Raw genomic sequence first — 21,410 nt, forward strand, 5'->3', positions numbered from 1 at the left:
GGCGGTTCCTCGACGCCCTGCTCATCCGGCGCGCGCGGCGCCGCATGCATTCAACTGCCCAAGGCCCGGATCGCGCGGACCGAACGCGACAGGATATCCTCAAGCCTATCCCGATAGCCCTCGCCCTTATCCGTGTTGAACGGATCGGGGCCGGGGGCGGCGGGTTCGATGATGATGGGACCATCATAGCCGATCCGGTCCAACGCGGCGAACTGCGCTGCAAAATCGATATGGCCGTCACCGATGGCGCCACGGTTTGAATCGGCCGCGTGGTAAAGGCCGATCCGGTCACCGCCCGCCCGCAAGGCGGCGGCGGGGTCGGCCTCTTCGATATTCATGTGATAGGCGTCGGGCAGTAGCTTGAGGTTCGGTGCCCCCACGCGATCCAGCAGATCCAGCCCTTCGGCGACAGTGCGAATCTGATGGGATTCATAGCGGTTGAGGATCTCGAACACGACCGGCAGCCCGGCGCTTTCGGCGGCGGCGCAGATGCGACGCGTGGAGTCTGCCAGATGGGCGTCCTCTTCGGTCTGATTGCTGATCGGACGGATGCGCTGAACAAGGCCATGGCAGGAAATCCGTGGCAGGCCTTCGGGCTGCCCGAGGCGGCTGGCCCAGTCGATCAGCCGTTCGTAATAGTCCACCGCCTTATCACGGACGCCCTTGTCGGGATGCGAAATATCGGCATCGTCGGGCGTAATGGAAAACACCGCCAGCCCGTGATCTGCAAAGATGCGTCCAGCATCGGCCGGGTCGATGCCGTCGACATCGCCATGCAATTCCACCCCGTCCAGCCCGGCGCGGCGGGCGCGGGCAGCGATGGTGAGCAAGGCTTCCCCGCCGAAAATCCAGGTGCAGCAGCCCGTCTGGCGCATGATCACCCCACCAGCATGTCTGCGGTGATCGCCACGGCCTCACCGGACTTGGCCGAGCGTGTCGCCGCCTCGGCGCAGGCCAGCGCGGCCACGCCCTCAGCCAGAGTGACGGGCATCCGGGCACCGGCCTTCAGCGCCTCGACAAAAGCATTCCATTCGATCTCGTATGCGCGCATATAGCGTTCGAGGAAGAAATAGACCGGCTTTGCCGCACTTGCCCCTGCGGTGGTGATCTTTTCAACCGTATTTTCGAGCACGTTATTTGCCGACAGCAGCCCCTCGGAACCCAGCAATTCAATCCGCTGGTCATAGCCATAGCCTGCGCGGCGGGAATTCCTGATCACCGCGATGCGCCCGTCATCCCATTGCAGCGTGACGGCGGCGGTATCGACATCGCCGGTCGCGCCGATTGCAGGATCGACAATCGCGCTGCCGATGGCAGTGACGCGCGCGGGTGGGCCGCCAAAGATCCAGCAGGCCATGTCGAAATCATGAATCATCATGTCACGGAACAGCCCGCCCGAGACTTTGATATAGCTGACCGGAGGCGGCGCCGGATCGAAAGAGGTGATCGACAGCAACTCGCCCCTGCCGATCTCGCCCGCATCAAAGGCGGCCTTTAGCGCGGCGAATTGCGGATCGAAGCGGCGGTTGAAGCCGATCATCACCGGCTGACCGTTGGATTCGGCAGTGCGAAACGTCGTCAGCGCCCGCTCCAGCGACAGATCGACGGGTTTTTCGCAAAGCACGGCCTTACCAGCGGCGGTGGCGCGTTCGATCAGCTCCGAATGGGTATCAGTCGAGGTGGCGATCAGCACCGCACCGATGCTTTTATCCGCAAGGATGTCATCGACGCTTTTCACATCGACACCGACCTGCGCGGCCAGCTTTTCCGCTGCCTCGGGAAAGGCGTCGGCCACGGCGACAAGCCGACTGCCTTCGTTCGCGGCGATGGAATTCGCGTGAACTTGACCGATCCGGCCAGCACCAAGCAAGGCAACTTTCATCATCTCGCACCCCTCCCTCGAATCACTGCAGGGCCTTTGTTAGCGCCCAATCTGGATTAATTTGCTCGCGCGAGCAAGAAAAATATGCTCGCGCGAGCAAATTTCTTTCCACGACAGCCTTGGCAAGGTAAGCTGGCCGTATGACCGATGTGATCAACAGCCCTGATAGCGACAGGGTGATAACGGCAGACGACGTGGCCGAAGCGGCGGGCGTATCCCGCTGGACAGTGGCACGAGCCTTCAAGAAAGACGCCTCGATTTCGCGTAAAAGCCGCGAAAAGGTTATGGCGGCGGCGGAAAAGCTCGGCTATGCGCCCGATCTTCTGGCGGCTTCGCTGGCCTCTGATCGGTCGCATCTGGTGGCGCTGATCACCAATGATTTCAACAACCCACACAAGCTTGTGCTGCTGGAACGGCTCACGCGCATTCTTTGGTCGCATGGCTGGGGTACGCTGCTGGTGAACATGTCAGAAAGCGAGGATGCCTCGGCCGCTCTGCTGGCAGCCAGCCAGCGACGGGTCGATGCGGCGGTGATGATTGGGACGCGGTTCGACGACCGCGTTCTGGACACCGCGCTTGGGGCGCGGCGGATGAAGAAACTGGTTGTGTTTGCTCGCTACAGCAGCAATCCGAACACGCTGACCATCGCCTGCGACGACGTTCTGGCGATGCGCGAAATGGCCGATCACCTGCTGGTGCGCGGCTATCGCCGCCCTGCCTTCATCGCAGGACCCGATACGCAATCGGCCAAGCTGCACCGGCTGGACAGCTTCACCGATTATTGGCGGGAACAGACAGGAACAGCTATTATTGCCTGGCATGCGCCCGGATATGATTTCCGGTCCGCCATAGACACGACCGACACGCTTCTGAAGTCAACGCCTGATGCCCAGAAGCCCGACGTGCTTGTTTGCGAGAATGACATCCTTGCGATTGGTGCCACCGAAGCCATACGCGGCGGCCACGAAGACCCGCGAGCCATCGCCGTCACAGGCTTTGACGACATACCGCTGGCCGCGGCACCGTCCTACGACCTGACAACTTATCGCCAGCCCATTACGGCGATGTGCGAAGCTTTGTTGGACGTGCTTGCGGGGCGTCGGACCAAGGATGTTTTTATGCCCGGAAAATTGATCGTACGGCGCGGCTAAAACAAGGTGCGTAGTGTCTTATGGTAGCCATAGGCAACATACCATTCATAGCTTCTGTACCGTCGATTGTCGTGCTGACAGACACAGAAGGTTGTCTTTTATCAGGTTGAATTGCACGCACCCTGCCCGACGCTCCATGCGAAACGGAAGCACACTTACAGTTACGGCGCAACAAATTCCAAATGATACCGCAAAGCTGCTGTTGCCGCCAAAGCTTCGCTTTTCGAAATAGCATCGGAGATGCGCTGGTGCTGAGCACCCAGAATCTCAAGCACGTCTGAAACATTCGTTTCAACCCGACGCTCGCGCCACACTGCATCCTGCCTCAACTCTCGAATAAGCTCATATATCTTCCAAAAAGTGCATTATCGGCCAATTCGGCGACCCTACAGTGAAGACAGCATCCGCCAACTCATAGGCCCAAGCAGAAACCGGCGCTCGCGTATTTTGCATCAGGCGCCGTTTACATGGACTAGTTTCGTACCGCCGTTATCAGGCATGCTAAAAAAAAGCACCTTCAAAAATCAGACAGGTCTGGATCGCGGCATCGCTGAAACGATGTTGCCACCCGCGCTTGCCACTTGGCGGCAGCACATAAACCATAACCGGGACAAACCGGATTGATAGAGATCCACGCTGCCTCAAGCTGTTACTGCAGGACGATCAGTTCGTGGTCTTATAACTCGTTCGGGCCCAACTGCTATGCATCCCGGCTATCATGCTGCATTCATGCAGTGAACCTCTCGACAGGTTTGTGCAACAAAACCAGAATGAAGATGATCTGCAAAAGTATTGCTAGACGCCTAATCCATATTGATTGAGAACTTCAGTTATAGAACGAACAAGCTCAGACCGTCGTCCGATACAGCGCGACGTCGGTCCAGCGACAACAAGAGACAAGCTTCGCGTTAAAATCGGTAATGCTACCGCAACGCCGGCAAGATCGGGGACGTATTCTGAATCGCTCTGGTGATAACCACGCTCTGAAGCGTTCTGAAGCTCACGTTCTACGTCAGCCTTGGTCTGGGGAGCATTGGGACTTCCGGATTTGAAGTCCATTCGCCGGTACAGCGTTTGGCGATCAGCTTCTAACATGAGCGATAGCAATGCCCTACCGACCGAACTAGCATGAATCGGAACGCGGCTGCCAGGCTCGGCGAAATAGCGGATCGGCTGGCGAGACTCGGCGACGAACAGCATAATCGCGCTGGTGCCGGAGAGTGATGCGATGCAAGTGGTTTCGTCAGTAACATCCCGGATACAGCAGGCTGCTGCCACGACTTGGCTTGGCAATGGATCAGCCTCGGCAACGGCTTGCGAAATAGACAGCCATCGTGGTGTCGGATAGTAGCCCCCACGCCCCGACGGCTCGTATAGATACCCCCTCCGCGCCAAGGTCCCGATCATATTGAAGGTGCTTGACCTCGGCCAGTGCAAGGCTTCTGCAATCTCAGTCATCGTGGCAGGTTGCCGACGTTTCGAAAAAAACTCCAGTAGCTCCAGGACATTGGCAGCTTGCCGCACTTCCATCGGGAAAATCCTTTTTCCGGAATATCTATCATAAAACTCTGCCAGTCTCATACGATAAAATATTCATGTACAGAGACAAAAAATTCGTGTAGATGAATATCATACACGCTTTGGGAGGAGCTCATGATTAGATCAAAGATAAGCGGAATCTTGTTTTTTACCGTTCTGGCCTCAGTTCCAGGCCTTGCATCGGCCCAAGAAAACATTGACGTCAAGCTGGGTGTATTGGCGGATATGAGCGGCATTTTCTCGGATATTGGGGGGCAGGGATCCGTAGTTGCGACTCAGCTTGCCGTAGAGGATTTTATGACTCGACCTGAGGCCGCGAATTTTTCCATCGAAGTGGTCTCTGCCGATGCCCAGAACAAACCGGACGTTTCGTCCGCGATCGCCCGCCAATGGCTAGATTCCGATGGAGTTGATGCGCTGATTGACATGCCGACCAGTGCGATCTCGCTTGCCTTGGCACCGATTGCCGAACAAGCAAATAAGGTTGCCCTTCTAACGGCATCCGGTACATCAGATCTGACTGGGTCGGCCTGCACGCCAAACTCGGTTCATTGGACCTACGACACATGGGCACTTGCTCACGGGACCGCCGACGCTCTGACCCGTCAGGGTAAGACGAGCTGGTATTTTCTGACAGTAGATTTTGCACTTGGCCATTCATTGGAGCGTGACGCCTCCGCCGTGATCGAGGAGAACGGCGGCTCGGTTCTGGGCTCGATCCGGCATCCAACCGCAACTCCCGACTTTTCGTCCTACCTGCTGCAGGCACAAGCGAGCGGGGCGAACGTCATTGCATTGGCCAATACCGGTGGGGACGCAAGCAACACGCTGAAGCAAGCGCGCGAATTCGGTCTGATCGGAAGCGAGCAGACCTTTGCGGGCATGCTGATGTTCCTGTCAGACATTCATTCCACCGGGCTGGAAACAGCGCAAGGCTTGCTTTTGACTACCGGATTTTATTGGGATCGCAACGACGCGACCCGCGCATTTTCGGAACGGTTTGCGGAAAAGCAAAATGGCCAGATGCCGACAATGAACCATGCAGGGGCCTACTCCGCAACACTGGCATATCTTGAAGCTGTTGCAGAAGTTGGATCACCAGAGGACGGGGCGGCGGTTGTCGAAGCTATGCATAAGCGCAATACCTTTGAGGATCCCTTGTTTGGGCCGACTTCGTTGCGCGAAGACGGACGCGTACTTCACGACATGTTGCTGGTCGAAGTGAAGTCGCCTGCTGAGTCCACTCAACCGTACGATTACTATAAAATCGTTGAGATCCTGCCGGGCGATACTGCTTTCCGCCCCCTTGAAGACGGCGACTGCCGACTGGTCCAGTAAGCAATTCTGCGCGATCAGCCTGCGTCGCGCAGAACCAATCAATTCATCCACGAGGTTTGTTATGCCAATCGAACCGGCAAGCGACAAAGTCTTGCGCCTTGATCACCTCTTCATTGGCGGCGAGTGGTCCCCACCTGAAGACGGAGGCGAAATCAACAGCATTGATCCCTCCACGGGGCGTGTGTGGGCTGTGGTAGCATCCGGCGGCAAAGGCGATGTCGATCGCGCCGTTGCGTCTGCCCGCGCAGCGCTGGAAGGTCCTTGGGGACATATGCCAGGCCATGAGCGAGCCGCGCTGATGCGTCGTTTTGCCGATCTTTATCAGGCGCGGGCGGGGGATCTGGCTGAGATCGAAGCCCGGGACTCGGGTCGCGCCATTCGCGAAACCCGTGCGGATATCGGCAGTCATCATCATGGCTATCACTGGTGGGCATCGTTGGCCGACAAGGCCGCGGGACGAACGATCCCCTTCGATGACACAGTGCATGCCTTTACCAGCCGGGTACCCGTCGGCGTGGTTGCAGCAATTACGCCCTGGAACGTCCCACTTATGGCTGCTGCCTGGAAGTTGGGTCCAGCACTTGCCGCAGGCTGCACCGTGGTTATCAAGCCGGCTGAACAGACGCCGGTGGGGACACTTGAACTGGGCAAGCTGTTCGAGGCCGCCGGCTTTCCTCCCGGTGTTGTCAATATAGTACCGGGTTATGGTGCTGGTGATGTAGGAGAATGGCTGGTTGCCCATCCAGGCGTCGACAAGGTGGCCTTCACCGGAGAAGGTGAAACGGCGAAGGCGATCCTGCGTACTGGCGCCGAAACGATGAAGCGTTTCACCTTTGAGCTTGGCGGCAAATCCCCCCACATCATATTCGAAGACGCGGATGTGGAGCAGGCGATCAATGCTGCCACCAATTCCGCATGGACTCTTTGCGGGCAAAGCTGTGCTCTCGGATCTCGCGTACTGGTGCAGCGGTCTATTTATGACCAGGTAGCAGAGGCGTTTTGTTCCCGTGCTGCCAAGGTCAGGGTCGGACCTGCAATCGATCCCCATACACATATGGGACCGCAGGCTCATTTGGCGCAGTTGGAAAAGACCTTATCCTACATCGGCATTGGGCGGTCAGAGGGCGCAGAGCTCTTGACCGGCGGTGAGCGATTGGTGAGCAATACTCACAGCGCAGGGTACTTTGTCCAGCCGACTGTATTCGCCAACGTCTCTAACGATATGCGGATCGCACAGGAAGAAATTTTTGGACCTGTCGCAGCTCTGATTCCCTTCGAGGACGAGGATGATGCCGTCAGTATCGCTAACGACACGCGCTTCGGTCTGACCGCAGGACTTTGGACGCGCGACACCGGTCGGGCGCACCGCGTTGCATCACGGATCCGGGCAGGAATGATCTGGGTGAATACCTATCGTTTCATCCGCTGGTCTACGCCTTATGGCGGCTTTGGCGCCAGTGGCTGGGGCCGCGAGAATGGGATCGAGGGATTGGATGGATATCTCGATACACGGACGACCATAGTAAGCACTCATGGCCGCTTTCCGGACGCCTACGTAGACTGAGAGGGAGAGGAAAATCAATGAGAATGAAGAATAAGAGGGTCATAATAACTGCGGCGGCCTCAGGAATGGGACGTGCCGGTGTGGAGTTATCCTTGCAGCAGGGCGCGATCGTATCCGCTGTAGACGTGAATGCTTCCGGACTTGCGGAGCTTGCGAACGACATGAAGAGTAGCGGCTTCGAGCTTCATACCATTCGCGCAGACTTGTCAAAGCCTGACGAGATGCGCAGCTCGATCAACGATGCTGCGGCCGCAATTGGTGGAGTAGATGTTCTTTGGGCGCATGCCGGGATCCCTGGACCTGCTGGAATTGAGAACCTTGATCTTGAGGAGTATGAATTGGCAATGCGCCTGAACGTCACTTCGGCCGCGCTGGCCGCGGGTGAGGTGATCGGCCATATGCGCAAGGCAGGAGGCGGATCGATCGTGTTCACGTCATCGATCTCGGGGCTCATGGGATCGATGATGAGCCCAATATACTCCGCTGCCAAATTCGCGGTCGTGGGACTGACGAAATCGCTTTGCCAGCGATTTGCACCCGATAATGTCCGGGTAAACGTCGTCTGTCCCGGACTTGCTGATACACCGATGAAGCTGGGCTTCACCGGACGGTCTGGTGACCCTAGGGAAGCGGAGGCAAACCAGGCAAAGCTCCTTGATGCCGTGCCAATGGGTCGGCTTGTCAAGGCGGAGGAAGTCGCACAAGCCGTCCTTTGGCTCGCCTCGGACGAAGCATCCTTCGTGACCGGGGTAGCGCTGCCGGTTGATGGCGGCTTCACTGCGCGTTAACGGGAGAAAACCATGACCGGCCCTCTTTCCGGACTCACGGTCCTAGATCTGACCACAGTAATCGCAGGTCCCTATGCAACGCAGATGCTGGGCGACATGGGGGCTGAAATCATCAAAATCGAAGGACCTGCAGGCGACATCATGCGGGCTCCCGGTCCTGCGCGTTCGGCTGGAATGGGGGCAGCATTCCTGAACTGTAACCGGAACAAGGAAAACCTTTGCCTCGACCTTAAAAAGCCCGCCGATTTGGCACGTCTTGCTGAACTTCTCTCCGAGGCCGATGTCTTTGTTCATAACATGCGGATGAAAGCCGCCCGTCGACTAAGGCTTGACCCTGAAACATTGGCTGATCGATATCCCCGGCTCGTTTATTGTGCGATCACGGGTTTCGGTCAAGATGGCCCCTATCGTGATCGGCCAGCTTATGACGATATCATTCAGGCAGCGTCAGGCTGGGCTTCTCTGGCAGCAGATGCGGACGAAGCGCCGAGCTATGCTCCCACTATCGTCGCGGATAAGACCGCAGGGCTGCATGCCGTTTCGGCTATCACCGCGGCATTGTTCCACCGCGAGCGGACAGGTGAGGGACAGGCAATCGAGGTGCCGATGTTTGAGGCGATGGTTTCGTTTCTGGCAATCGAGCATCTTGCCGGCCAAAGTTTTGTACCCTCCAAAGGTCCATGCGGATATAGTCGGCTTCTGACCCCATGGCGCCGACCTTATCGTGCGGCCGACGGCTATATTGCCGTCATGCCCTATACCGCGTCGCACTGGAGCGCTTTCTTCCAAGCCTCGGATAGAGCAGATTGGGCAGCAGATCCTGCTTTGGCAGATGATGCAGAGCGAGCCGCATCTATCGGGCAGCTTTACGAAAGGTTGGCAGATTGCTTGAAAAGTCGAACGGTAGGGGAGTGGGTGAGTCTGCTTGATCAACTGCAGATCCCCTGTTCACCAGTCAACCGGCTCGATGACCTTCCAGGCGATGAACATGTTCGGGCAACAGGACTTTTCTTGCCGGTGGACCATCCGACCGAAGGCGAAATGATCACAGTGCGCCCGCCAGTCCGGTTCTCGCGCACTCCTTGCTCGATCAGGACCCTGGCGCCAGCGCAAAAAGGAGTTTGCTGATGACGGCTACCGTTCCGGTTCTTTCCACCCGAGGCCTCGGCAAGGATTTTGCAGGGTTTACAGCGGTAAAAAATGTCGATCTGGACGTGCATCATGCGCGCATTCATGCGCTAATCGGTCCGAATGGCGCAGGAAAGACCACTGTTTTCAACTTGCTGACCAAGTTCCTGAAACCGACTCGGGGTAAGATCACGCTGAAGGGGCAGGATATCACGCAGACACCGCCTGATAGGGTCGCGCGCATGGGAATGGTGAGATCCTTCCAAATTTCTGCCGTGTTCTCACATCTAACAGTGCACGAGAATGTTAAGGTTGCGTTGCAGCGCCCAGCTCGCCTTGCAACTCAATTCTGGAAACCGCTCTCTGCGCTTGACCGATTGAATGCGCGGGCAGATGAATTGATCGACCAGCTTGGTCTGAGCTCCTATCATGACCATCGCGCCGCCGATCTTTCTTATGGCCGCAAACGTGTACTTGAGATTGCGACGACATTAGCACTGGAACCAAAGATTCTGCTGCTGGACGAGCCCATGGCGGGAATGGGTCAAGAAGATGTGCAGATGGTCGCAAACATCATCCGTGATGTTGCAAAGAGTCGTGCTGTCTTGATGGTCGAGCATAATCTGAACGTGGTCGCCGATATCTGTCACCACGTTACTGTACTGCAGCGCGGTGAGATCATCGCGTCCGGCGATTACGCTACAGTCTCTGCAAATCCCCGCGTCCGCACCGCTTATATGGGAACCGAAGAATGACTGCCCTACTTCTGGAAACAGCCGGCCTACAGGCATGGTATGGAGAGAGCCATGTGCTGCACGGTGTCGACATGCATGTCGACGAAGGCGAGACGGTTTGCATTCTGGGCCGCAACGGCATGGGAAAGACCACAATGCTGCGCTCAATTATGGGCATTGTTCGTAAACGCAGAGGCCAAATCACGTTCGCGGGAAAAGACATGATGTTGGAGCCTGTGCACAAGGTCGCCCGCACTGGGCTGGGCTTTGTTCCAGAGGAACGTGGTATCTTCGCCACGCTCTCTGTAGATGAGAACCTCATGCTGCCGCCCAAGGTTGCCGATGGCGGCATGTCGGTCGCCGAGATCTACGATCTTTTCCCGAATTTGCAGGAACGCCGGAACAGCCCCGGCACCAAGTTATCGGGCGGTGAGCAGCAAATGCTGGCCATGGCTCGGATCCTGCGAACGGGTGCGCGTTGTCTTTTACTGGATGAACCGACTGAGGGCCTTGCCCCGGTTATTATCAACGCCATAGGCGACGTACTGCGAAAACTGAAACAACGCGGTATGACTGTGGTGCTGGTTGAGCAGAACTTCCGCTTCGCCGCCAAAGTAACGGACCGATTTTACCTGATGGATCACGGCACTATGACCAACGAGTTCCCGGTGTCCGACCTGCCAAACCGGATGGAACTGTTGCACGGAGAGCTAGGGGTGTAACCATGACGATGATATTTGGTATTCCTGTTGTCGTGCTGATGGGACAGCTTCTGGTCGGCCTGATCAACGGATCGTTCTACGCGCTGCTGTCGCTTGGCCTTGCTGTCATTTTTGGCCTGCTGCGGGTAATCAATTTCGCCCACGGCGCACTATATATGCTGGGTGCCTTCACGGCATTGCTGCTGCTGACCGTGGGCGGCGTAAACTATTGGTTGGCACTGATCTTGTCACCGCTGATTGTCGGCATGTTTGGAGCGGTCATCGAGCGAACCATGCTCTCGCGCCTTTACAAGCTTGACCATCTCTACGGCTTGCTTTTCACTTTCGGTCTCGCGCTCGCCATTGAGGGCACCTTCCGCTACTTTTACGGAGCTTCGGGGATGCCCTATGCAGCACCCGGCGCACTGTCTGGTGCGGTCGACTTGGGTTTCATGTTGCTGCCTGTTTATCGCGGCTGGGTTGTCATAGTCTCGCTGATCGTTTGCTTGGGCGTGTGGCTCCTCATTGAAAAGACGAAGTTTGGCGCATATCTGCGCGCCGCTACCGAGAACCCGGTTTTAGTTCAAAGCTTTGGTGTCAACGTACCACTTCTGCTGACTCTCACCTATGCGCTCGGCTCGGGGCTGGCGGCTTTCGCAGGAGTTCTGGCGGCGCCAGTTTATCAGGTCAATCCGCTGATGGGATCAAACCTGATCATCATCGTCTTTGCAGTGGTCGTCGTGGGTGGCATGGGGTCAATTCTAGGTGCTATCGTAACCGGCTACATGTTGGGCGTAGTCGAGGGCTTCACAAAGGTCTTTTATCCCGAGGCATCCAATACCGTAATCTTCGTCATCATGACGATTGTCCTGATTCTCCGGCCTGCGGGCCTCTTCGGAAAGGATGTCTGACATGGCCGGAAAATCCCAGCCTATCCAAGCCGAACATATCGTCGTCCACTCCAAGGCCGGACAGCTTCAACTTATGTTGCTGACCCTGATTGCGGTCGCTCTGTTACTTGCGCCGCAGTTTCTGTATCCAATCTTCGTGATGAAGTTATTAGCGTTCGGCCTCTTCGCCGCAGCTTTCAATCTGCTTCTGGGTTTTACTGGTCTTCTATCCTTTGGTCATGCCACATTCTTCGGCGGAGCGGCCTACTTTACCGCTCATGCCGTAAAGGTCTGGGGCTGGTCGCCGGAGGCAGGAATTTCCTTGGGAGTCGCGGGTGCGGCAGGACTTGGCCTGGTGATGGGTGCAATAGCTATCCGTCGCCAAGGTATATATTTTGCCATGATCACTTTGGCTTTGTCGCAGATGTTTTTCTTCTTCTGTCTGCAGGCAAATTTCACCCATGGTGAAGACGGAATCCAGTCCGTGCCGCGCGGTCAACTGTTCGGCGTCTTTGACCTGTCCGATACGATGACCATGTACTATTTTGTATTGGCTATCTTCGTCCTTGGTCTGCTGATCGTCTGGCGGTTCGTGAACTCACCCTTCGGCATGATCCTGAAGTCAATCCGCGAAAACGAGCAGCGTGCAATCTCGCTGGGCTACTCAGTCAGTCGCTACAAGTTGGGGGCCTTTGTTATGTCAGCAGCTCTTACTGGGCTTGCAGGGAGTGTAAAAGCACTAATTTTCCAATTCGCAACCCTTACCGACGTGACTTGGCAAATGTCTGGAGAGGTGATCCTGATGACTCTTTTGGGGGGTATCGGTACGTTGGCCGGGCCAGTGGTCGGAGCGGGGCTAGTGGTGACTCTGCAAAACTACCTTGCAACTTCAGACTTTCCGGTAACTATCATCACTGGCGTCGTTTTCATGATTTGCGTGCTGGTTTTCAGACGCGGCCTGGTTGGCGAACTTTCCGCCAGCAAGCTGGGTCGCAAGCTTGGCTTTCGCTCTGAATCATAATGGTAAACTATCGTTTGAACGGATTTGACCTGAGCCTGTCACAAATTTTTCTGACACTGCTATCTAAGTGTTTGGTCTTGGAGTGTGGTGGTAGATTTCGATTGCCTATATGTTGCCGGTGATCTGTAGCCTACTACCAGGCCGCATTCCTCGCTCGGCAACTTGATGCCGAGCGACTTTGCAGCACAACTAAACGAAACCCGAAAGGTCGCATGAAAGCCGGAACAGAAACGGGGTGAGGATCATTCCAATCCTCCGTTTTCTCATAATAACGGCGGACCACTTCAATGGGGGAGAATCAATCCGCCGGAAATACGCTTGATCCGCCTCATCTCGACAGCTAGTGTCGCGGCAGCACTGCTTGCCACAATGGGTTGTACTCGAATGCCTAGACTGGACGAATTTCCACGCTACAGCAGCGGGGAAACGCCTATCGAGGTCATGATCGATGGTGCTGTAATTCCGGTGAAATTCAGGGCATCCGAACGAAGCAAGCATCTTCTGGTTTCCTTCCACGGTGCGGTTAATCGCGCCAAGCGAACGCCTCCAGTGTTTTCCCCCTATGTCCCGGGGTTGGGGGAAGAGGTTGCGCAGCTTTGCGTTTCCGATCCTTCCATGTTGCTGAAAGGCTCTTTCAGCCTATCATGGTATGCCGGACATGACGGGTTTGCTGCCCAGGAAATACTGCCGCGACTGTTCCAACATATTATCGAAGCAGGGCAGTTCGATAGAAATGTGTTTTTCGGACCATCAGGTGGAGGGTTTGCTGCACTTTACTACTCCAGCTTGGTGCCAGGCAGCATCGTAGTAGCCGCGAATCCTCAGACTAACATGCGTCGCTTTTATCCCGCACACATCAAGAGATATCGGAAGGCGTGCTGGCCGTCTCTGGACTCAGGCACTCTCTTGGCGGATAGAATCTGCACCGATCTTTGCCGCTGGTACGAGACGCTCCGACCGAATACGGTGATCTATCTGCAAAGCGCAGGCGATTATTACCACATGCGGGGCCAACTCGCCCCCTTCCTCGCCTCGATCGCAAAGGTCAAAGAAGCTCGCTTCGTTGTCAATTCCGGTTTCTGGGGGCTGCTGGGCCATAACGGCGCGGTTACAGCAGAAGCCTACATGCCTTGGTTGCAAGCGGCCTTTCTGTCTCCCTCAACCAAGCCGGATGATCTTATGATGAATCATCATAGGTTGACCAGTGCGATAGGTCCAATGGTATCGGCTGACAAACATTCCGCCGGGGCAACAATACAGAATACGGATGGCGACATTCAACTTGCCGCCATGCTTCGCGACTATCAACTGCGCCAACCCTGAAAAAGCTGACATGGTAATGCCTGCAAATGTAGTTCCTCAAAACCCATACAAAACCCAGCCCGAACGAGCCTTCTGGCGGGCGTCGGTCGGCAGCAGGCATTATGCCGATCTTGCAGATATTTGGCATCCTATGCCCTTGCAGAAGAAAGACAAGATAGCGACTGCCGGCAGCTGTTTTGCGCAGCATATCGGCAACAACCTTGGCGCACGCGGAGCAGCCTTCATGGATATGGAGCCCGCCCCGCCGCTGTTCAGATCGGCAGCAGATGCACGCCGGTGGGGATATGGCGTATTTTCCTGTCGCTATGGCAACGTCTATACGACTCGTCAGTTGATTCAGCTGTTCGACGAGGCACATGGCCTGCGCAAGCCGCTCGAGCAAGTCTGGGAAAAAAACGGACGCTTCTACGACTCGCTGCGTGCGAGTATCGACCCTGTTGGGCAGGACAGCGCCGAAATCGTATTGAAGCTGCGCGAACGCCATCTCGCTGCGGTGCGCCGCATGTTTGCGGAGCTCGACGTCTTTGTCTTCACTATGGGGCTGACGGAAGGGTGGGAGAATACCGACGATGGTACGATGTTTGCCGTCGCGCCCGGAACGGTGGCGGGCACCTATGACCCGGCCCGGCACCGGCTGAACAATCTTCGGCATTCCGACGTATTGAGCGATATGGTCGTATTCTGGAAACGCTTGCGCGAGGTCAATGCCAATGCGCGCATGCTTTTGACTGTTTCGCCTGTCCCACTGGCAGCAACGGCGACCGAGCATCACGTTCTGGTCGCGACTACTTATTCTAAATCGGTTCTTCGTTCGGTTGCAGGGGAGTTATCCGAGGAGTTTGAGGATATTCATTATTTCCCGTCATACGAAATCATTTCGTCTCATCCTGCGCGAGGAATGTTTTTTGAAGCTGACCTGCGCAACGTGAGCATGTTTGGCGTGGACCTGGTGATGAACCACTTTTTCTCTGGCTCGCTGGCAGCTGAATTCGGAGGCAAGCGCGAAAATGTGGATGGCGAAGAGATAGAGCTAATTTGCGATGAAAGCAGACTGGACAGAGAATGAGCATTCGATTGGGTGATTTTACCAATTTTAGCATGTCGTTCAAAAATATGGGCCGGGTTTGATCTACTCGGATACGAGGAAGCAAGTGGTTTGGTCTTTTCGCGTGAATGTGCATCAACGCGACAGGCTGGGATATGCCACATATCATAGACTACCATCATTCAGCTTCCCGATTCATCAGGATTTGACCCCGACCCATTCACCGAGGTCTTTCGCGTCGAGTCGCGCAAGCTGATCAGACAGGCTATCCATGCGGAGCTGGCGACGCTCATGGCCGCGTTTGCCGGAGAAAAGCTGCAAGATGGGCGGGCACGCCAGGTGCGTCATGGACACTTGCCGGAACGCGAGGTGCTGACCAGGGTCGGTCCCGTGACCGTGAAGATGCCTCTTTTGCGGGAACCGCGGCCTTGGCGAAGACAAGATCAGCTTCACGCCCAGCATTCTGCCGCGATATCTGCGCAAGGCGAAGTCGGTCGAAGACCTGCTGCCCTGGCTTTACCTCTAGGGTGTGTCCACGGGCGATTTAAGCGAGGCTTTGGAAGCACATCTGGCGCCGAACGCCAAGGGCCTGTCGACCAAGACCGTCATGCGACTGAAAGCGGGTTGGTGGAATGACTACGAAGCATGGCAGAAACGCGACCTTGGAACGCGGCGATTTCTCTACGTCTGGGCCGATGGCGTCTACCTCAAGCCTCGCATGTCTGATGAAAAGCAATGCGTATTGGTGATTGTCGGAGCCGATGAATAAGGTCGCAAGGAGCTTCTGATCATGACCGACGGTTTTCGCGAAAGTACCCAGAGTTGGCGCTAGGTAATGCTCAATCTCAGGCGCTGCTGCCTGAAATAGGATCCAAAGCTTGCCATCGGCGATGGCGCATTCGGCATATGCACAGCCCTGCGCGAGGTGTTTGCGACGACGAAGGAACAGCGCTGCTGGGCTCACAAGACCATGAACATCCTGACCGCGCTGCTGACATTCTACGATTTACCGGCCGAGCACTAGAATCACTTCCGGACGTAAATCCGATAGAATGCACATTCGCGACCGTCCGGCACCGCACAAAACGCACCAAGGGCTGTCTCAGCCGCAAGACAGGCCTGGCCATGGCATTCAAGCTGATAATGTCCGCGCAGAAGAAATGGCGCAAACTCGACGGACAGAACCGCCTGCCGGAAATCATCCAAGGGGTTAAATTCCGCGACGGCGTCCACCAAGGTCAAACCGATGCTTGATCAGGCATCACCAATTTCTGCGCATATCTCACAAGAGCGGGGCTAATTTAGCCGGCTTAGACAACATGAGCATCCTGCTGATCCTAAGCGGTTGGTGCTGGTTGATTGAGGTGCTGCAGGTAAAGTATCTCAACAACATCGCTGAACAGGATCACCGCTTCATCAAGCGGATTACCGGCCCGATATACAGGGCTTCAAATCGTTCGTTCCCGCGCAGGCGACCTTGGCCGGGATCGAGGCCGCTCTATGATCCGCAAAGGTCAATTGCCAAGCTAGGGGCAAACCGTCTTCGCGCAATTCGCCGCCCTCGCGGGATAACTGCATCCAGCCAATGGCTTGGACTCAAGCGACGGAAATATTCGCAACATTACCAAATCTGCCGGTCGCTTTTACCCCCCGGGCCAGACCACCCGAAACCCCTGATGTGAGGTTGTCGTATCCGGTGAGTTCCCGGTTCGGGCTGCAATTCTGTAGCGATAGCAGTAGCTCCTGTGACACAGATGCGAGCCACCTTTCAGCAGACGATATCCCTTCTTCCCTTCTGCCGCCGCACGTGCCGCGCGTCGTTGAGAGCGGACGACGAATGGCTCGGAGGTCCATTCCCACACATTTCCAGCCATATTATAAAGCCCATACCCGTTCGGCTCGAAAGATCTCGCAGGAGCCGTTGCATGATATCCGTCCGCTGCGGTGTTTTCTTCGGGGAACCGGCCCTGCCAGATATTGCACGGGAAGAAACCGGTATCGTCCGGCTCATCATCGCCCCAAGGAAATCGTGCATCACCGAGACCTCCCCGGGCAGCATGTTCCCATTCTGCTTCTGTCGGCAAGCGTCCGCCAACCCAGTTTGCATAGGCGCGGGCATCGTTCCATGAAACATGTACAACGGGGTGATCCGGCAGAGCAACAGAGGCATCCACCCCATCGCCGGTGATATTGCGCCAGGTCGCGCCATCGACACGCCGCCACCATTCCAGATCGAGAACGCCCTGTGTCGGACCGACGCCCTCGGCGACATGGTGATGAAAGACATAGGACCAGCCGAAGCGCTCTGCCTCGGTCACGAAACCGGTCTGTTTAATGAATCCTGCGAATTGCCGGTTAGTCACGCAGGCCACACCGATCCGGAAAGATGCAACGCGCTTCTCCCGCAATGAACCTTCGCCATCCTGAGGAAGTAATGGCCGGGCGGTTCCGATAAGAGCCTTGCCCCCGGAGATCAGTACCGTATCGCTATCGGGACGAGGTGCGGCAGCCGGAAGCATCTCAACAGGACCGGTCGTGGGCTCTCTGGTCGTCTCCGGTGTGCAGCAACTGCTTCCTCGCATTTCTCCCTCCAAGTAAAATCCCGCCACAATTCGCACATGAAGCACGCCATTTACAACATCGCCGAGTTGCACTGCTTACTGGCGTGAAGGGTCCGGAGACAGGTCAGACCGAAAAGCGCATCCGCAATCATGATCAGCGCTCCTGATCAGCCCCGCTTAAGTGGGCCATTTTGATTCTTAGTGCATGACTAGGCTCCAGACCCATTGATCTCGGGCGTTTGACGTGATTCAGGCTCCGCAAGGAGACCTTTTGAATGAGCAATCTTTTCTGGCTGACAGAAGCGCAGATGGCGCGCCTCAAACCCTTCTTTCCCAAGAGCCATGGCAAGCCCCGTGTTGATGACCGACGTGTCCTGAGCGGCATAATATTCATCAATCGTAATGGCTTGCGATGGTGCGACGCGCCGACGGACTACGGCCCCGCCAAGACGCTCTACAACCGCTGGAAGCGCTGGAGCGAGAACGGGACCTTCGCCCGGATCATGGTGGGCCTCGCCGCCGAGAGCGCCGAACACAATACGATCATGATCGACGCGACCTATCTGAAAGCGCACCGCACGGCCTCGAGCCTGCGGGTCAAAAAAGGGGGCGCGGGCGCCAGATCGGGCGAACGAAAGGCGGCATGAACACGAAACTGCACGCCGTCACCGACGCGAAGGGCCGGCCGATAGGGTTCTTCATGTCCGCCGGACAAGTCAGTGATTACACCGGGGCAGCGGCACTTCTGAACAGCCTGCCGGAGGCGGATTGGCTGCTGGCCGATCGGGGCTATGATGCCGACTGGTTCAGAGATGCCTTGAAAAACAAGGGGATAAAGGTTTGCATCCCGGGTCGGAAGTCGCGCAAGAAACCCGTCAAATACGACAAGCGGCGATACAAACGCCGCAACCGCATCGAAATCATGTTCGGCCGACTCAAGGATTGGAGGCGCGTCGCCACCCGATACGACCGTTGCCCCGAGACCTTCTTCTCTGCAATCCTGCTCGCCGCGACCGTCATCTTCTGGTTATGATCAAGAACGAGTCCTGACCCTAGCTGGAGTTCATACCGTATATGGTCCGGCTGATCGGCCCCAGCTGAATGGTCCATCATGATTGTTAGTGCATGAACGGCCTGTGACCCATCGGTACGATGGTTTCCGGGGCCGGCGAGCGGGAACCCAAGGAACCGTATAGGCGCCTGGAATTGTAATGTAAACTCGGCCTTTACAGGGTGGGTGGTCCTGTCACAGAATGCCAATGTCGTGTTGGTGCTTCGCTTGATGACGAACTCTATCAGTTCGTTAGACGAAGATTCTACCCGACAGCATTTGGAAGAGTTTGTCTCTTCTAGCATCAGATAGAGAGAAGATGAAAAAGAACATTCTTGTCATCAGTTTTGATGATGCCATCGCCTACTGGCGCTATAAGACGATTTTTAGCGGAGAATTAAAGACCCCCAATCTTGATCGTATCTGCCAGGTTTCCTCAGCATTCCATTCAGCTTACTGCCAATCCCCGCTTTGCGGTCCCTCACGGGCCAGTCTCATGTCTTCGCAGCCTCCGCATGTGACAGGTGTACATAATAACGCCAAGGCATTCCAGCGGTTGAGGCCGCAGGATACATGGTCGTATCAGCTTAAAGTCGATGGTTATTTCTGTTCTTCGGGCGGCAAGATCCACCATGGCTACAAGCCCTTGCCTCAGGAAGTTCACGACATCCTTTATTCGGATGAACGAAAGTATTTTTCTGCAGACATGAAACACAATCCCAATGTTCCTGCTGATATTACCGGCGGATCTGGGGGCGGCGTTTCGACCACAGATCCGAAAGATGACGCACGATATTATGATGACCAGTCGGCAAACTCATTTATCAACTTTATTTCAATATATGATCGGGACCAGCCATTCTACCGCGAAGTTGGATTCTTTAGTCCGCACACACCCTTCATGACACCCAAAAGATTCAAGGATCTTTATAAACCCTCGCTTTTTGAATACCCGCCCGAATGGTCGGCCGAAATAGATCCGGAGAAAACAGATCCCATTCCTAGTTGGGCCAATTTCAAAACGCACAAGACGCGTTACTGGAAGTTAAGCATCCGGAATTACTTCTCTGCGATGTCGCATGGAGACTACCATCTCGGGCGAGTCTGGGATGCTCTTCAAGCCTCAGAGCACGCAAAAAATACCATAGTTATCATCTTGGCTGATCATGGGATGCATCTGGGCGAAAAGCGTCGGTTTGGGAAGTCTACGCTTCTGGAGCAGGTCGCCAATGTTCCGCTTATCATTTACGATCCCGACAGCCCTCGCCCGCAGCGGATCGAGGATCCGGTTGCTCTGCTTGATGTAGGACCGACTGTCTTGAACATTGCTAATCTGCCCGAAATGGAGGGGCGACTCGGTCGCTCGCTTGTGCCATTGATGAATGGCACAAAGGAATGGCCTGATCGCACAGTTCCGACACTGAAGCGTGACAGTGCATCGGTGCGCAAGGGGCGATATCGCTTTATCAGGTACGAAACCGGAGAATGTGAAATGTATGATTTACAAAACGACTGGTGGCAAATGGCCCCTCTTGAGCCGGATCATCCTGACTACGACGAGGTTTTCGAGGCGCATCTGGCTTGCTGCCGGGCGCATGGACTGGACTTCAATGAAAAGAAGAGTGCTTGAATGAACCAGGTTTTTGGCTATATCAGGTTTTCCTTTTTGGGGCGTAGTGACACACGGCTGTCACGGCGGGTTTCCGATGATGAGGAAAGGTTTAGGATTCTTTATGATCCCCTTAGAATGGAGCAGCGCTTTTATTTCTTTGAGAAGATTACACTGCCTTCGATCCGCGCTCAAACCGATAAAGACTTCAGGATATTAGTTGTGTCGTCGGAAGTAATGCCCGATGAATACAAACAACGACTGAACTCACTGACAGCGGATATTCCCCAGATAGAAGTAATTTATTCATCTGCTGAGCACGTGACATATGAGATTAACCCGCGACTAAAGGAAATGACAGCGGGCCTGACAGAGAACACGGTTCATTTCCGGCTCGATGACGACGATGCAATCTGCTCAGATATGATCTCTTTGCTTCGTGGTTGTGCCAACCGGGCTCGGGAAAATGAGTTGCTGAGCTTTCCTCGTGGCTTTTTCCTGACAATGCATGACGGCAAGGCGCATCTTTTGCGTAAGTTCGAGCCCTATATCGCAATCGCCTGGGCTTATGTGAATAAACCGGGGCAAATTCGAAGTCCCTACCAGGGAATGCATAACGTGGCCTATCAATATGTGCCATCGATGCTAGACCCTAAACCTTTGGCTTATATTCATGTGTCTCATGACGCTTCGGATACACGGATGCGGGTTAAAGAAAAGCTATCGCGAGCTATGCAATACGATCCTAAATTCATGACAGAAATCGAGCAGGAGAAAATTCAGCAGCGCGTTGCGGAATATTTCCCGAGCTTTACTGCAGAATCGCTCAAACAGATCATTGAAAACGCCCCGCAATGACACGGCAATCATCTATGATAAATTCAGTTGCCGAAAAAATAGATTTATTGAGTATCATCATGAAAGAGGTCTTCGTTATTGGTTTTATCGCGAGCAAAGTTGTCCGCCGGATCGCTACACGACAGGACAAGACGGCGGAAAGCTTCTTCGGCTTCATCAACATTACGTCGATCCGCCTCTGGCTCCGTCATTTGTTAACATGACCTAGGCTCAGGACTCGTTCTTGA

18 protein-coding genes and 4 pseudogenes are annotated in these 21,410 nt (G+C 55.4%); 17 read left to right on the forward strand and 5 right to left on the reverse strand.

Annotation, left to right across the window (positions count from 1 at the left end; all coding sequences use genetic code 11):
• Positions 1-50: 50 nt before the first annotated feature.
• Together PAE61_RS15015 and iolG are read right to left on the reverse strand one after the other, a co-directional pair.
• On the reverse strand, positions 51-875 hold the full coding sequence (locus tag PAE61_RS15015; protein ID WP_271113163.1) for a sugar phosphate isomerase/epimerase family protein: 825 nt from the start codon (positions 873-875) through the stop codon (positions 51-53).
• Between the two features lie 2 nt (positions 876-877).
• Positions 878-1,885 (reverse strand): inositol 2-dehydrogenase, encoded by a 1,008-nt coding sequence (iolG, locus tag PAE61_RS15020; RefSeq protein ID WP_271113164.1) that lies wholly within the window; start codon positions 1,883-1,885, stop codon positions 878-880.
• A gap of 137 nt (positions 1,886-2,022) precedes the next feature.
• On the opposite strand from iolG, the gene PAE61_RS15025 reads away from it, so the two are divergent.
• On the forward strand, positions 2,023-3,033 hold the full coding sequence (locus PAE61_RS15025) for a LacI family DNA-binding transcriptional regulator (protein WP_271113165.1): 1,011 nt from the start codon (positions 2,023-2,025) through the stop codon (positions 3,031-3,033).
• A 507-nt stretch (positions 3,034-3,540) separates the two neighbouring features.
• Here PAE61_RS15025 and PAE61_RS15030 read toward each other — a convergent pair.
• Both PAE61_RS15030 and PAE61_RS15035 read right to left on the reverse strand, forming a co-directional pair.
• Positions 3,541-3,678: pseudogene (locus PAE61_RS15030) on the reverse strand (IS5/IS1182 family transposase); the annotation flags it as partial.
• A gap of 150 nt (positions 3,679-3,828) precedes the next feature.
• Positions 3,829-4,563 carry an IclR family transcriptional regulator gene (locus PAE61_RS15035; RefSeq protein ID WP_271113166.1) on the reverse strand — a complete coding sequence of 245 codons (735 nt, stop codon included), beginning with the start codon at positions 4,561-4,563 and terminating at the stop codon, positions 3,829-3,831.
• A 123-nt stretch (positions 4,564-4,686) separates the two neighbouring features.
• On the opposite strand from PAE61_RS15035, the gene PAE61_RS15040 reads away from it, so the two are divergent.
• The 12 genes and pseudogenes from PAE61_RS15040 to PAE61_RS15095 form a co-directional block, all read left to right on the forward strand.
• On the forward strand, positions 4,687-5,910 hold the full coding sequence (locus PAE61_RS15040) for an ABC transporter substrate-binding protein (RefSeq protein ID WP_271113167.1): 1,224 nt from the start codon (positions 4,687-4,689) through the stop codon (positions 5,908-5,910).
• Positions 5,911-5,971: 61 nt separating this feature from the next.
• The gene (locus PAE61_RS15045; protein ID WP_271113168.1) at positions 5,972-7,474 is read left to right on the forward strand and encodes an aldehyde dehydrogenase; all 1,503 of its coding nucleotides are present in this window, start codon (positions 5,972-5,974) and stop codon (positions 7,472-7,474) included.
• 17 nt (positions 7,475-7,491) lie between these two features.
• Positions 7,492-8,262, forward strand: coding sequence for an SDR family NAD(P)-dependent oxidoreductase (locus tag PAE61_RS15050; RefSeq protein ID WP_271113169.1), 771 nt, complete (start codon positions 7,492-7,494; stop codon positions 8,260-8,262).
• 12 nt (positions 8,263-8,274) lie between these two features.
• A complete protein-coding gene (locus PAE61_RS15055; RefSeq protein ID WP_271113170.1) occupies positions 8,275-9,390 on the forward strand; it encodes a CaiB/BaiF CoA transferase family protein in 1,116 nt (371 codons plus the stop codon).
• Complete coding sequence (locus tag PAE61_RS15060; protein ID WP_271113171.1) at positions 9,390-10,145, forward strand: ABC transporter ATP-binding protein; 756 nt, start codon at positions 9,390-9,392, stop codon at positions 10,143-10,145. Before PAE61_RS15055 ends, PAE61_RS15060 begins: the two co-directional genes overlap by 1 nt.
• Entirely contained in the window at positions 10,142-10,846 is a 705-nt protein-coding gene (locus PAE61_RS15065) for an ABC transporter ATP-binding protein (protein WP_271113172.1), read from the forward strand. Before PAE61_RS15060 ends, PAE61_RS15065 begins: the two co-directional genes overlap by 4 nt.
• 2 nt (positions 10,847-10,848) lie before the next feature.
• Positions 10,849-11,736 (forward strand): branched-chain amino acid ABC transporter permease, encoded by an 888-nt coding sequence (locus PAE61_RS15070; protein ID WP_271113173.1) that lies wholly within the window; start codon positions 10,849-10,851, stop codon positions 11,734-11,736.
• Between the two features lies 1 nt (position 11,737).
• Positions 11,738-12,736 (forward strand): branched-chain amino acid ABC transporter permease, encoded by a 999-nt coding sequence (locus PAE61_RS15075; RefSeq protein ID WP_271113174.1) that lies wholly within the window; start codon positions 11,738-11,740, stop codon positions 12,734-12,736.
• Between the two features lie 318 nt (positions 12,737-13,054).
• Complete coding sequence (locus tag PAE61_RS15080) at positions 13,055-14,059, forward strand: hypothetical protein (protein WP_271113175.1); 1,005 nt, start codon at positions 13,055-13,057, stop codon at positions 14,057-14,059.
• Positions 14,004-15,125: a GSCFA domain-containing protein gene (locus PAE61_RS15085; RefSeq protein WP_271113176.1), complete on the forward strand. Its 1,122-nt coding sequence runs from the start codon at positions 14,004-14,006 to the stop codon at positions 15,123-15,125. The genes PAE61_RS15080 and PAE61_RS15085 overlap by 56 nt, the downstream gene beginning before the upstream one ends.
• A 156-nt stretch (positions 15,126-15,281) precedes the next feature.
• A pseudogene (locus PAE61_RS15090) lies at positions 15,282-16,358 on the forward strand (IS256 family transposase).
• Positions 16,359-16,390: 32 nt separating this feature from the next.
• Positions 16,391-16,634, forward strand: a pseudogene (locus PAE61_RS15095) (DDE-type integrase/transposase/recombinase); the annotation flags it as partial.
• A 113-nt stretch (positions 16,635-16,747) separates the two neighbouring features.
• Here PAE61_RS15095 and PAE61_RS15100 read toward each other — a convergent pair.
• Positions 16,748-17,686: a formylglycine-generating enzyme family protein gene (locus PAE61_RS15100; RefSeq protein ID WP_271113177.1), complete on the reverse strand. Its 939-nt coding sequence runs from the start codon at positions 17,684-17,686 to the stop codon at positions 16,748-16,750.
• A gap of 254 nt (positions 17,687-17,940) precedes the next feature.
• On the opposite strand from PAE61_RS15100, the gene PAE61_RS15105 reads away from it, so the two are divergent.
• The 4 genes and pseudogenes from PAE61_RS15105 to PAE61_RS15120 all read left to right on the forward strand — a co-directional run.
• Positions 17,941-18,698 (forward strand): IS5 family transposase gene (locus PAE61_RS15105; protein ID WP_271113178.1). Its coding sequence is split into 2 segments (ribosomal slippage): positions 17,941-18,277 and positions 18,277-18,698, totalling 759 coding nucleotides; the frame shifts between segments, so codons are not numbered across the junction.
• A gap of 337 nt (positions 18,699-19,035) precedes the next feature.
• The gene (locus PAE61_RS15110; protein ID WP_271113179.1) at positions 19,036-20,346 is read left to right on the forward strand and encodes a sulfatase-like hydrolase/transferase; all 1,311 of its coding nucleotides are present in this window, start codon (positions 19,036-19,038) and stop codon (positions 20,344-20,346) included.
• The gene (locus tag PAE61_RS15115) at positions 20,347-21,183 is read left to right on the forward strand and encodes a glycosyltransferase (RefSeq protein ID WP_271113180.1); all 837 of its coding nucleotides are present in this window, start codon (positions 20,347-20,349) and stop codon (positions 21,181-21,183) included.
• A gap of 95 nt (positions 21,184-21,278) precedes the next feature.
• A pseudogene (locus PAE61_RS15120) lies at positions 21,279-21,386 on the forward strand (IS5/IS1182 family transposase); the annotation flags it as partial.
• Between the last annotated feature and the right edge of the window lie 24 nt (positions 21,387-21,410).

The organism is Paracoccus aerodenitrificans, assembly GCF_027913215.1.
Taxonomy (GTDB): domain Bacteria; phylum Pseudomonadota; class Alphaproteobacteria; order Rhodobacterales; family Rhodobacteraceae; genus Paracoccus; species Paracoccus aerodenitrificans.

What these genes read in the sequence shown, in the direction of transcription:
- iolG (WP_271113164.1), bottom strand. Translation starts at nt 1,885, where the DNA reads ATGATGAAAGTTGCCTTGCTTGGTGCTGGCCGGATCGGTCAAGTTCAC.
- PAE61_RS15050 (WP_271113169.1), top strand. Translation starts at nt 7,492, where the DNA reads ATGAGAATGAAGAATAAGAGGGTCATAATAACTGCGGCGGCCTCAGGA.
- PAE61_RS15025 (WP_271113165.1), top strand. Translation starts at nt 2,023, where the DNA reads ATGACCGATGTGATCAACAGCCCTGATAGCGACAGGGTGATAACGGCA.
- PAE61_RS15035 (WP_271113166.1), bottom strand. Translation starts at nt 4,563, where the DNA reads ATGGAAGTGCGGCAAGCTGCCAATGTCCTGGAGCTACTGGAGTTTTTT.
- PAE61_RS15070 (WP_271113173.1), top strand. Translation starts at nt 10,849, where the DNA reads ATGACGATGATATTTGGTATTCCTGTTGTCGTGCTGATGGGACAGCTT.
- PAE61_RS15045 (WP_271113168.1), top strand. Translation starts at nt 5,972, where the DNA reads ATGCCAATCGAACCGGCAAGCGACAAAGTCTTGCGCCTTGATCACCTC.
- PAE61_RS15075 (WP_271113174.1), top strand. Translation starts at nt 11,738, where the DNA reads ATGGCCGGAAAATCCCAGCCTATCCAAGCCGAACATATCGTCGTCCAC.
- PAE61_RS15040 (WP_271113167.1), top strand. Translation starts at nt 4,687, where the DNA reads ATGATTAGATCAAAGATAAGCGGAATCTTGTTTTTTACCGTTCTGGCC.
- PAE61_RS15055 (WP_271113170.1), top strand. Translation starts at nt 8,275, where the DNA reads ATGACCGGCCCTCTTTCCGGACTCACGGTCCTAGATCTGACCACAGTA.
- PAE61_RS15085 (WP_271113176.1), top strand. Translation starts at nt 14,004, where the DNA reads ATGGCGACATTCAACTTGCCGCCATGCTTCGCGACTATCAACTGCGCC.
- PAE61_RS15115 (WP_271113180.1), top strand. Translation starts at nt 20,347, where the DNA reads ATGAACCAGGTTTTTGGCTATATCAGGTTTTCCTTTTTGGGGCGTAGT.
- PAE61_RS15015 (WP_271113163.1), bottom strand. Translation starts at nt 875, where the DNA reads ATGCGCCAGACGGGCTGCTGCACCTGGATTTTCGGCGGGGAAGCCTTG.
- PAE61_RS15065 (WP_271113172.1), top strand. Translation starts at nt 10,142, where the DNA reads ATGACTGCCCTACTTCTGGAAACAGCCGGCCTACAGGCATGGTATGGA.
- PAE61_RS15100 (WP_271113177.1), bottom strand. Translation starts at nt 17,686, where the DNA reads ATGCGAGGAAGCAGTTGCTGCACACCGGAGACGACCAGAGAGCCCACG.
- PAE61_RS15110 (WP_271113179.1), top strand. Translation starts at nt 19,036, where the DNA reads ATGAAAAAGAACATTCTTGTCATCAGTTTTGATGATGCCATCGCCTAC.
- PAE61_RS15060 (WP_271113171.1), top strand. Translation starts at nt 9,390, where the DNA reads ATGACGGCTACCGTTCCGGTTCTTTCCACCCGAGGCCTCGGCAAGGAT.